The 10,984-nt window shown below is 45.1% G+C and carries 7 protein-coding genes, 4 tRNA genes and 1 rRNA gene; 1 reads left to right on the forward strand and 11 read right to left on the reverse strand.

Annotated elements, in window-relative coordinates:
* The 5 genes from VN379_RS06165 to VN379_RS06185 form a co-directional block, all read right to left on the reverse strand.
* Window positions 1–373: ribosomal RNA gene (locus VN379_RS06165) — 16S ribosomal RNA — on the reverse strand; the annotation flags it as partial.
* Window positions 374–520: 147 nt separating this feature from the next.
* Window positions 521–595, reverse strand: a tRNA-Gly gene (locus tag VN379_RS06170).
* Between the two features lie 144 nt (window positions 596–739).
* Window positions 740–816: transfer RNA gene (locus VN379_RS06175), tRNA-Val, on the reverse strand.
* A 31-nt stretch (window positions 817–847) separates the two neighbouring features.
* Window positions 848–924: transfer RNA gene (locus tag VN379_RS06180), tRNA-Pro, on the reverse strand.
* Between the two features lie 14 nt (window positions 925–938).
* Window positions 939–1,025 (reverse strand) — tRNA-Leu (locus VN379_RS06185).
* A 120-nt stretch (window positions 1,026–1,145) separates the two neighbouring features.
* Here VN379_RS06185 and VN379_RS06190 point away from each other — a divergent pair.
* Window positions 1,146–1,310 carry a DUF1540 domain-containing protein gene (locus tag VN379_RS06190; RefSeq protein WP_325531892.1) on the forward strand — a complete coding sequence of 55 codons (165 nt, stop codon included), beginning with the start codon at window positions 1,146–1,148 and terminating at the stop codon, window positions 1,308–1,310.
* 121 nt (window positions 1,311–1,431) lie between these two features.
* On the opposite strand, the gene hpsH is transcribed toward VN379_RS06190, so the two are convergent.
* The 6 genes from hpsH to cooS form a co-directional block, all read right to left on the reverse strand.
* Window positions 1,432–2,346, reverse strand: coding sequence for a (2S)-3-sulfopropanediol dehydratase activating enzyme (gene hpsH / locus VN379_RS06195; RefSeq protein WP_325531894.1), 915 nt, complete (start codon window positions 2,344–2,346; stop codon window positions 1,432–1,434).
* 32 nt (window positions 2,347–2,378) lie between these two features.
* Complete coding sequence (hpsG, locus tag VN379_RS06200) at window positions 2,379–4,856, reverse strand: (2S)-3-sulfopropanediol dehydratase (RefSeq protein ID WP_325531896.1); 2,478 nt, start codon at window positions 4,854–4,856, stop codon at window positions 2,379–2,381.
* A gap of 105 nt (window positions 4,857–4,961) precedes the next feature.
* Window positions 4,962–6,287, reverse strand: coding sequence for an MFS transporter (locus tag VN379_RS06205; RefSeq protein WP_325531898.1), 1,326 nt, complete (start codon window positions 6,285–6,287; stop codon window positions 4,962–4,964).
* Between the two features lie 177 nt (window positions 6,288–6,464).
* Window positions 6,465–7,352: a LysR family transcriptional regulator gene (locus VN379_RS06210; RefSeq protein ID WP_325531901.1), complete on the reverse strand. Its 888-nt coding sequence runs from the start codon at window positions 7,350–7,352 to the stop codon at window positions 6,465–6,467.
* Between the two features lie 47 nt (window positions 7,353–7,399).
* A complete protein-coding gene (locus VN379_RS06215; protein ID WP_325531904.1) occupies window positions 7,400–8,260 on the reverse strand; it encodes a 4Fe-4S binding protein in 861 nt (286 codons plus the stop codon).
* Window positions 8,261–8,457: 197 nt separating this feature from the next.
* Window positions 8,458–10,401: an anaerobic carbon-monoxide dehydrogenase catalytic subunit gene (gene cooS, locus VN379_RS06220; RefSeq protein ID WP_325531906.1), complete on the reverse strand. Its 1,944-nt coding sequence runs from the start codon at window positions 10,399–10,401 to the stop codon at window positions 8,458–8,460.
* Between the last annotated feature and the right edge of the window lie 583 nt (window positions 10,402–10,984).

A 10,984-nucleotide genomic window follows, 5' to 3' on the forward strand; every position in this document is an offset into this window, starting at 1 on the left:
CGTTACCTCACCAACTAGCTAATCAGACGCAGACCCATCTCTAAACGATAGCTTCTATAGAGAGGCCATCTTTCTTATCTTCACCATGCAGCGAAGATACCACATTCGGTATTAGCACCACTTTCGCAGTGTTGTCCCCAGTTTAGAGGCAGGTTGTCTACGCGTTACTCACCCGTTCGCCACTATCTGCTGTCCAACACCGAAGGCTCTGTGTTGGCACTTAATGGAGTCAAGCACTCTCTATCGTTCGCACTTGACGCTGTCTTAGTTCACCATCTGAAAACTCTCGGTGTTGAACAGCAGACCGTTCGACTTGCATGTGTTAGGCACGCCGCCAGCGTTCGTCCTGAGCCAGGATCAAACTCTCCAATAAATTATATGCCGTCTATATGCTTCTCTGCTCATCCCTGCCGCTATCTATATAAGGAAGACATGCTTCTTAATCAGACGCACCAGGCAAAAGTTCAAACTCACACAGCGACTACTTATATTGAAGCCGTTTTATCGGCTCATTATTTTTTGGAGCGGAAAACGAGATTCGAACTCGCGACCCTCGCCTTGGCAAGGCGATGCTCTACCGCTGAGCTACTTCCGCATCCTTGTACTATTAAATGGCTTTTTACAGCCACTGCACATCTGGCATTTTATGATGCATTACTTTACATTGTTCAGTTTTCAGGGAACGACTTATATAGACTATCATAGTTATACATACTATGTCAACTGTATTTTTTTGAATTGGTGGGGCTAACTGGATTCGAACCAGTGACCTCTACGATGTCAACGTAGCGCTCTAACCAACTGAGCTATAGTCCCATATTCCAAATTATTAGTTAACATAATTAATTGGTCGGAGCGGCAGGATTCGAACCTGCGACCCCCTGGTCCCAAGCCAGGTACTCTACCAAACTGAGCCACGCCCCGATAAATTAGTTAGTTGGTGCCGGAGGTCGGACTCGAACCGACACGGAGTTACCCCCGGCAGATTTTGAGTCTGCTACGTCTGCCAATTACGTCACTCCGGCACTGGAATTTAAATTATACTAGCTGATTGATAATTTGTCAACAGCATATTTCTCACACTATACATGAATTGTCTATATGGTGAAATACTATCATTGCAAATTCTAAGGAGGTGACTACAGATGCCTTTATCAGGAGTAAAGTGTACAGTATCTTGCTGTAAATATTGGAAACAAGGCGAACAGTGTGATGCTTCTGCAATCCAGGTGAACATTGATGGCGGCGCCGCACACGCCCGCCAAAGTGATCAAACTAACTGCCATACCTTCCAATCTAAGAGTTCTTAAACCCAATTTCTAGAGTAATATCTAAAGGGAGTCGTCCATTAAAGGGGCGACTCCCTTTTAGATATTGGAAAGACACTTAAAGTCACTCGCTTGCTTACAATCTTACCAAAATAATCCCGCCCTAAGTCCGGGATTTTACATGTGTATTAAACGCCTGCATCTTGTCGTTGTCTAATTGCCTATCGCCCATAGGATAGTCCCGCCCTAAATAGTTATATTTTTGCTGGCCCAATCGATGATATGGCAGTAACTCATAGCTTGTATTATGCCAGCCCTTAATAAAATCTAAGATAGCACCAATGTCTTCCTCTGAATCGTTAAAGCCAGGGATGACCGGTGTACGAACTAAGATGCGCAACTGGGGAAAGGTGCTCCGCAGAGCTGTCAAATTAGCCAAAATCAAGTCATTGTTAAGACCCGTAAACTCTCTATGCTTATCAGAATCCATTGATTTTATATCAAAAATAATAGTTTTTAGATATTCAGCTACCCTTCTTAGGTCATCCCATGAGGCATAACCACAGGTTTCGATGGTGGCATCAAGGCGGCGCCTTTTTGTTTCTTTGAGGATGTCGATTACAAAATCGGCCTGCATCAGCGGTTCGCCACCGCTAATTGTCAACCCACCACCGGAGCGCATGTAAAAGGCACTATCTGCTTCTACTATTTTAATAATATCAGTTACATTCATTTGCCGCCCAAAGGTATGCAGGGCTTTTGACGGACACTGGTCAACACAGCGAAAGCATTGCTGGCAATGCTCCCTGTTAAGCTCGATCCCACCATCCTGGCTCTTCCCTACCGCATCATAGGCACATACCTGGTGACAGCGGAAACAGGCCTCACAACCAATGCATTTATCTTTATTATAGGCAAGCTCCGGCATAAACCGCTGTGATTCAGGATTGCTGCACCAGCGGCACTGCAGCGGGCAGCCTTTGAGAAATACAACCGTCCGAATGCCTAAGCCGTCATGCAGCGAATAGCGTTGAATATTAAAAACATAGCCGCTTTTCTCGATAGCTTTATTTATCATAGTGTTTCTCCTGGCAATTATTGCGGCTGCTATCAGATAGCAGTATGCTCGGTGCGGGCAATAAGATCATCCTGCAAATCGGGAGACAAATCTGTAAAATAAGCACTGTAACCAGCTATACGAACAATAAGATTACGGTATTTTTCCGGATCTTTTTTGGCTGATACCAAGGTTTCCCGGTTAATTACATTAAACTGAAGGTGCCACAGTTTCAGGTCACACCAGGTTCGGATGAAGGCAACTAGTTTATCAGTCCCCTCATCTCCGGCTACGCACGAGGGGCTTAACTTGACATTTAACAACCGGGCCGCACGTTCTCTGAAGCCGGTGTTTTTAGATGTATAGTTGGACAAAAGTACAGCAGTAGGGCCATTTAGATCAGCACCCTGTGAGGCTGAAGAGCCATCAGACAGCGGAGTATAAGCCTTCCTGCCGTTAGGGGTTGCGCTAACCACTTTACCAAAGGGGACATGGGAGGTAAAGGGTACCAGTCTAAGATCTAAGTGTACGCCCAATTCCTTAGAGTATTTTCTGGTGAATTGCAGACATTGACGATCCAGTTCTTGGGCAATAGCGTCTGCATAGGCGTCATCATTCCCATATTTCGGCGCATTGAGGAGTAACTGCCTTACTACCTCCCTACCCTCAAAATTGCGTTCCATGGCCTCAACCAATTCGGCCATGGTTAGTTTCTTTTCTTCGTAGACCAGCTTTTTGATGGCCGCCAAAGAATCGACGACTGTACCATATCCCATAAATTCGAAATATCCTAAATCAATGCCGCCCTCGATTACAGGCGTGTGAATATCCTTGTAGGTCTTCATGCAAAGATCGTGCAGGGCAGAGCCCAATGGCCAGGCAAAATGCTCAGCCCGCAGATTAATGATAACCTGCTGTTGAATAAAGGCGTGTTTCAAAAAATTAATATGCTGCGCCAAATACGCCTGCCAGAACTCTTCCCATGTTGCAAAATTACGGGGATCGCCAGTTTCCAGCCCAATGAGTTCTTCACCATGGAGTTTCATTTTACCGTTATAAATTGTCATTTCCACGGCCGCCGGGAAGTTAATATAGGCACAGGGGCTGGTATAGGTATCCCGGTTTGGCATACGGCATTCAGCACAGCCGGACACAGCATAGTCAAAGGCTTCTTCAAAGCTTGCGCCTTTTGCCAGCAGTAAGGGGACAACTTCCTCATCATTGATCAGCTTAGGAAAGCCTGAGCCTTCTTTAATCGTTTCGGCTACTTCATAAAGATATCTCGCCGAAACCCGGCCATGAATACGGGCGGCAAGATCCGGGTAATGCAGCGGGAATTCCCTTTTTGACTGCAAAAACAGATATGTCAGTTCGTTAGTAGCATCCCGGCCCTCAGGCGTCTGTCCGCCTATCGTAACAGCCTCCCAATGGGCGTACCCTTCATTAAAAGCGCCCCCGGTCGGCGAGATATACAGGTCGATAAACTGGGCCATTGCCAGCCACATGCATTCAAGCAATTGCAACGCATCTTCTTCTGATAACACCCCTGATTCCACATCTTGCTTGTAAAATGGGTACAGGTATTGGTCCATCCGGCCATTTGATATAATAGTACCTGTCTTTTGTTCCATCCGGGAGAACATTTGGGTAAACCACTGGGCCTGCATTGCCTCCCGGAAATTACGGGCAGGATTTTCCGGTACCCACCGGCAAACCTCCGCAATTTGCAGCAGTTCCTGTTTTCGGGCTGAGTCCCCTGCTGTTGCAGCCAGCTCTTCGGCAAGCGCAGCATGCCGGTTAGCCCAGAGGATGATGGCATCGCAAACAATAACCATAGCCTGCAGGAAGGGAGCCTTCTCCATGGTATCTACCGGACTCAAGGGGTCTAATAATGAAAGTTTTTGCTCGGCCTCTTCTTTTATGCCTTTAAAACCCCGCTTCAACACTTTCTCATAGTCATGTACCCATTGAATTGAGGAACGAAAAGAAGCTGTTTCGTTGACGATAAAACGCGATTTCAGCGGATCTTTCGGGTCATACGTATATTTCAACGTTTCTTTAGGCAAGGCTTTCGTCAGGTTTTCATGGAAGGTTTTCCCCTGCCAATAGGGTGCGATCTCCTCAATAACCACACGGGCATCGGCCTCTGATATATTAAAGGGAGATTCAACCCGGGTGGGCATTTGCTCGATTGCCAAACCAAGAAAATCCCCATCCAACTCAGGGTACAGTATGCCATACCGGCCTTGTGAACCGGCTCTGCCTACCAGTTGCTGATGGTCGTCAATATAAACAGTAATGTTTTCAGCAATATGTTTTAGTGCTTTCGACCACCGGAGAATAAGAGGTTCACCCTCAGTTTGCCGGAAAGACTCAGTAAAATATTTAGCGCGTTCTACATCAATACGCGGCCGTGTAGCGGCAAAAGTGTTTAAAATATCATAGGTTCGCCCCCGGGTATGTAACACGGGGTTTCCCTGTATCTCGGCCTGAATTCGTTGTTCCTGGGGTGATAATACGATATCTGACATATTTCTTCGTCCTTTCTGCATCCTAATTTAATTTTTAAGAGATTTACAGACGATTGGTGTGTTGGCAAAAAGTGCAAGTCAATTGCCAGCAGTGGGCGTTATCGGTTAATTTATTGCTTCTACCGCTTCTTTCGGAGAAGAGGTGCTGCCTTTGGATTTTCTTGCACCGATCCAGATAGCAGAAATAGCACTTACCAGTCCGGCAAACGCAACATAGATGCAAATAAGAGCCGGATCTCCCTGATTGTATTTAAGCAGTGATGTGGCAATAATCGGTGTCAAACCACTCGCAAAAATTCCGGAGAACTGATATACGAAAGAAATCCCTGTATACCGGTAGCGGGCATCAAATAACTCTGAAAATAGCGCTGCTTCCGGGCCATAAACCGAGGCATACAGAATGCCAAAGGGTACGATAATAGCCAACCAGACTAGCGGGATATTGCCGCCGCTATTTGTAATCAGCCAAAAAGCCGGGAAAACCGATAATCCGGTAATAATGCTGCCAATCCAATAGACCCGGGTCCGGCCAATCTTATCTGACAGATGCCCAAACACGGGAATAAATACACACATTACCAGTGCAGCAAGCATCACTCCTATAAGAGCGTCTGTCCGCGGTATCTTGAGGGTTTGGGTTAAATAACTAATCGAAAACACACCAAAGATGTTAAAGAAAACACCATCAATAAACCTTGCGCCCATACCGGCCACCACATTACCCGATGCTTCACGCCACATGTCGGCAATAGGAAGCTTTGATTCGGCTTTGGCTGTTTTAACATTTTGAAACTCAGGCGTTTCCATAACATTCATCCGAATCCAGGTACCGATAATAACCAATACGATACTTAAGACAAATGCTAACCGCCATCCCCAGGCCATAAACTGGGCATCTGTCAGCAAGTATGATAATAATGCTACTACCCCTGACGCCAGGCAAAGCCCGATGGCTAAACCGATTTGCGGCAAACTGGCATAAAAACCGCGTTTTTCAACTGGCGCGTATTCAAAAGCCATGAGGACTGCGCCCCCCCACTCACCACCTAAGCCAATCCCTTGGAAAATACGCAGCAGCAATAAAAGAATGGGTGCCCAAACACCAATTTGGTCATAGGTGGGTACTAATCCAATCAGGACTGTTGACACCCCCATAATCATCAAGGTCAGGACCAACATGCTTTTCCGCCCAATTTTATCCCCGAAATGTCCAAAGATAATGCCGCCAAGCGGACGGGTGATGAAGCCTACGGCAAAAGTGGCATAGGCTAGCAGCGTACCAACCAACGGGTCACTTGTGGGAAAATACAGCTTGTTAAACACAATACCTGCGACAACACCGTACAAGAAAAAATCATACCATTCGATTGTTGCCCCCACCAAGCTAGCTGTTACTACCCGCTTAACCGTGGCTTTATTTATCTGACCCATGTTTTATCCTCCCTATTCCTGAAAATCAAAAAAAGCTCAAGACCAAGACGCCATAAGAAAATGGCGTACTTAGGTCTTCAGCTTTCTGATCAACCAATTGTATATTTAATTAGTGAAAGTATAACAACAGATATCGCCGATGTCAATCATTAAAGACCCCAATTTTTTGCTTGGCACTCATGTTTGTGGCGCATTTTTTCTCACAAAATCCAGAAATTGACGCACAGCGTGTGAAAGGTAGCGCGCCTTTTTCCATACAAAAGCCAATTTCAGATATAATTGGGGGTCTACAAGAGGTCGTGAAATAAGCATTCTGGCATCAAGGCTTTTACAGAGCTTTCTGGGCAATAATGCAATTCCAAGATCATCTGCTACCATTTGCGTTATCAAATCACGTTGCGATGTCTCCAGTACAATCTTCGGAGTAAACCCGGCTTGCTGACAACGGCTTATGATCAAATCATGCAGTCTATATTCATTATTATATATAATGAATTGCTCATTGCTGAGTTGCTTGTAGTCCACGACCTCCTCTTGCGCTAATCTATGCTTTGGCTGCATGATTATGTCATGAGGATCTCGTTCTAACCACAGCTTCTCATACTGTTCATCCTGCTCAGCCGGCGTAAATATACCAATATCCAGCTGGCCTTCTTGGATAGCCGCTTCAATTTTCTTGGGTCCAAACTCATACAGATGAACCTGAATTTTGGGATATTCGTTTCTAAAGGCACTAAGCAATCTGGAGAGAGCTGTCACTGCAGTAATGGGAGGTACACCAATGTAAAGTTTCCCAACTTGCATTTTGGCTAGACCGTCTAACTGAACGGTAATGTTATAAAAGGCCGATACGATCTGTTGTGCTTGTTCAAGAATAACTTCTCCCGAATCTGTCAATTCAATATTTTTTGCATTACGATAAAATAAAACAACTCCCCACTGGGCCTCTAACTCTTTGATTGCCTTACTAATGCCTGGTTGTGATATATGGATTGCTTCAGCAGCCTTACTAAAACTTTTATGCCGTGCTACCTCTATAAAGTATTCTAGATTTCTTATATCCACAAAGGCTTCCTCCTGCCTAAATCGAGGTGCCTGCTACTGAACTCCAGCTAGCCCTTTAGCTTATTCTCAACCTTTTCCTTGACTGCCGCTACCCCAAATTTGGCGATAGCCATGCTTAGGCGCTGCCCCTTATCTGCCAGTTCCTGATAAACTGCCAGAATGGCTTCCAGGTAAGGTATGACCTGCTCCTCAGTAATGAAAGTTGCGATAAGCTCAGCCTCGTTTGGATAACGGCCCCCTTTACCACCGACATATATATGATAGCCAAACCTGCCGGTTTGCAAAGCCTGCTTCGGACATATCCGGACACAAACACCACAAGACAGACACTTATCGTAATCGATGGCTAAAGCCTCATTTTCAATAACCATTGATTTCGCCGGACATCGCTGCACACAGGCGCCGCATTTCACACAAATTTCATGGTCAATGAGCGGTTCGGCTGCGCCCCTAAAACCAATATCATGTGCTTGCGGCTTTGTACAGGCATTAGCACAGCCACTAACGGCAATTTTAGTTTTGGCCGGCAGATCCCTGCCAACAAATTGAGCATCTAACGTTTCAGCCAGCGCTTGTGTGTCCACTAAACCATATGGACAGGTGTGATTGCCAGGACAAGAAATGACAGGTCGCACCCGCAGGCCGCAAACAGCCGGCAACAGCCCGGCATCCAGGATAGCCTGACGGGCTTCTTCAAATCTTTCTTCTTTTACTCCGGGAATCTCCATTCCCTGCCGGATTGTCACATGCACCTTACCTGTTCCAAATCGTTCGGCCAGCTCAGATACTTTGCATAATTCATCTGCAGAGATATTGCCAGCACGGTTCCGCAGGCGCATAATCAGTAGTCCTTGCTGGCGCTGCGGAATAAATCCATACTTTTTATAATCCGGTTTTGTTGTCGCCATTATTAACCTCTCCCCCCATCCCTCTATATTATCTAATATAGAGGGATATTCCTAATTTTGTCAACTTCTGTATTTTGGAAAAAAGAAAAAAGGCGCTGATCGAGCCCCTTCTCAGCGAAATCGCCAGGTGCTTCTTCAACGCCAATCGCTGATATTACATCATCAGTTCCAGCTTAAGGGCAGGGTGTTTTTCTTTTTTAGTATTCTGCGGCCTTCGCAACTGCTTTGGCACGCATTGCCAGCTTCCAGGTGCGTTCTTCAAGAACCTCTACCAATTTATCAACCGCCTTGTGTGGATTTTCTTCAAGAATAAAGAAACCGCCAAATACATCTTCAGCAATCTTGGTAACTACATCATAAACGAGAGTACTGCCTGTAAGAGGGGGTATAACGCCAACATGAGTAGGCGTTCCCATCGCCACATGATAGGATCCGATAGCAACCGATTTTTCACTCATGGCCTCCGGAGCAGATGCAACGTAAGGAATATCGGAAACATCAACACCCATTTCATTTGCAATCATTGTTGCAAAATCATTGGAACGGCTATTATCAACACAAGAACCCATGTGGAATATCAATGGCAGATCAGTTGTTAACCCTGATTGCGCATTCAGACGGGTAATAAACTTTTTGAGGCCTTCGCCGGCATATTTGTTAACACCTTCGCCATTAAGCAGACCTTCTTTAGCAAATGCCTGAGCTGCACAACCGGTGGCTACAATGAACACATCATTTTTTGCCAGGCCCTTGGCTATCTCTGTGTGATTATTGTCATGTTTACCCTTTAGGTTATTGCAACCGGCAAATAAAGCTACACCCTTAATCTCACCCGAAGCAATCGCATCGGTAATTACTCTAATTGGATTATCAGGATTAATGCTTTTGAATATGTTAAGTATGGACTCCAGACTAAACCCGGCAACAACAGTATTTCTAATCTGCGGAATACTAACCTTTGCTACATCCCGCTCTTTATAGGCATCAATTGCTAAACGAATAATATTTTTAGCACTTTCCATCGCATTGTGCTCATCAAAAGCATAATGGTAAGATCCTGGAATCTTCATGATTGGCATCGTGGTAATAATCTTCGTATGGAAACATTCAGACAAAGAACGCAAGCTTGGCATAATACACTGAACATCAACAACCATCGCATCCATCGCACCAGTTAGGATGGCCAGCTCCTGGGTAGCAAAGTTCGTCGCTATTGCAACACCTTCGCGCATGAGAACTTCATTGCCTGTACAACAAATGCCTACAAGATTAATACCGGCAGCACCGGCTGCCTTGGCTTCGTCTTGCATTTCTTTGGCAGCAGCTACAACCATTTGACTGAGCAAAGGATTATGTCCATGAAGGGCAATGTTAACCTTATCAGCCTTAATCGATCCCAAGTTAGCCTCAGTTACTACCGGAACACCGGTACCAAACAGAATATCAGAAAGATCTGTTGCTAAATGCATTCCATCATAGTCGCATAAAGCTGCCTTCAAGCCGGTAAAAATAAGATTGACCGGATCAGCATCATTGCCGACATGGGTTTGATGCAGTAAGCCGGCAAGACTAAGATTAATCCCGCTTGGCATAATCGTGGTGTCGTTAAATTTCTTAAGCCGGCCTGCAGTGACTGTTTTGTTGATCCAGGTTAGTTTCGGGTACTCCGTCACACGGCCAAATTCATCAAGTGCTGCTTGGGCCACATCCTTAGTAATATCATTCACAGCACGGCCTTCAGTAGCTACTCCAATCTTCTTAGCTACCTCCATCAGTTTGTTAACATCGGTAACATGGTAGTCTTTCAATTTTCCTTCTGCCACATGCAGTAATGTTTCAGCAATATGGCGACCATGGTCAGAATGCGCTGCTGCTCCGCCAGCGATTGAACGAACAACGTTTCTGGCTACAATCGTGTAATCCGCTGCACCACAAATCCCTTTGTTGGCACCTGGTTTTTTAGGAAGTATCCGGCAGGGACCCTGCATGCATATCCGGCAGCAAACACCGGTATTCCCAAAATTGCAGCGTGGCTCTTGAGCTTTTGCTCGATCAAAGGTAGTCAAAAATCCCAGTTCTTTCGCTCTTTCCATCATTGGATGGGCAGCAATGTCGATCGTAAACTTTTCAAATTCGGACATTCTCTTTACCCCCATATTCATCATTTCGATTTATATTTGAATAGTTTTATATACCATCCAAAATTACTTATCTTGTCAGGACGTCACTGTAAATGTCCTATATGACAAGTTATTTTTTTCACATTTCAAAAATTTTTCAACTATACTCTTTACAGACCACATGTTGGGGTGCTGCCGGTTAGCGGCAGCACCTTGTCATATGTGATGATGTTGTTACTAAAGTTGCTGAATTCGATACAACCCGCCATGTTGAGGTACTGGCGGCTCCTAACGACAGTACCCTGCTATGTGATGTTGCTACCAAATCGCAGAAACGTATTTGGTGGTTTCTTCATTCTGGGAGTTTTTCCTCATATTCACCCTGATGTACTGTTACGCTTCCTGTAAGCAGACCAGCACTAGAAAACTAGAGCAATCGACTATTTGCAAAAGTTTCGAATAAATTCCTCCCTGTATGGATATTTCCCCATATACCTCTCTTCCCGGGATAGGTTGTATATTGAGTTAGTTAAATTATACACAAGCTATATTTCGTTGGAATTTCTTTAAAAATAACAGATACATAACTAAGGCTAAACATTGA

The sequence above is a fragment of the Sporomusa sp. genome (assembly GCF_035561255.1).
In the GTDB taxonomy this organism is placed as follows: domain Bacteria; phylum Bacillota; class Negativicutes; order Sporomusales; family Sporomusaceae; genus Sporomusa.

What these genes read in the sequence shown, in the direction of transcription:
- VN379_RS06190 (WP_325531892.1), top strand. Translation starts at nt 1,146, where the DNA reads ATGCCTTTATCAGGAGTAAAGTGTACAGTATCTTGCTGTAAATATTGG.
- hpsH (WP_325531894.1), bottom strand. Translation starts at nt 2,346, where the DNA reads ATGATAAATAAAGCTATCGAGAAAAGCGGCTATGTTTTTAATATTCAA.
- hpsG (WP_325531896.1), bottom strand. Translation starts at nt 4,856, where the DNA reads ATGTCAGATATCGTATTATCACCCCAGGAACAACGAATTCAGGCCGAG.
- VN379_RS06205 (WP_325531898.1), bottom strand. Translation starts at nt 6,287, where the DNA reads ATGGGTCAGATAAATAAAGCCACGGTTAAGCGGGTAGTAACAGCTAGC.
- cooS (WP_325531906.1), bottom strand. Translation starts at nt 10,401, where the DNA reads ATGTCCGAATTTGAAAAGTTTACGATCGACATTGCTGCCCATCCAATG.
- VN379_RS06215 (WP_325531904.1), bottom strand. Translation starts at nt 8,260, where the DNA reads ATGGCGACAACAAAACCGGATTATAAAAAGTATGGATTTATTCCGCAG.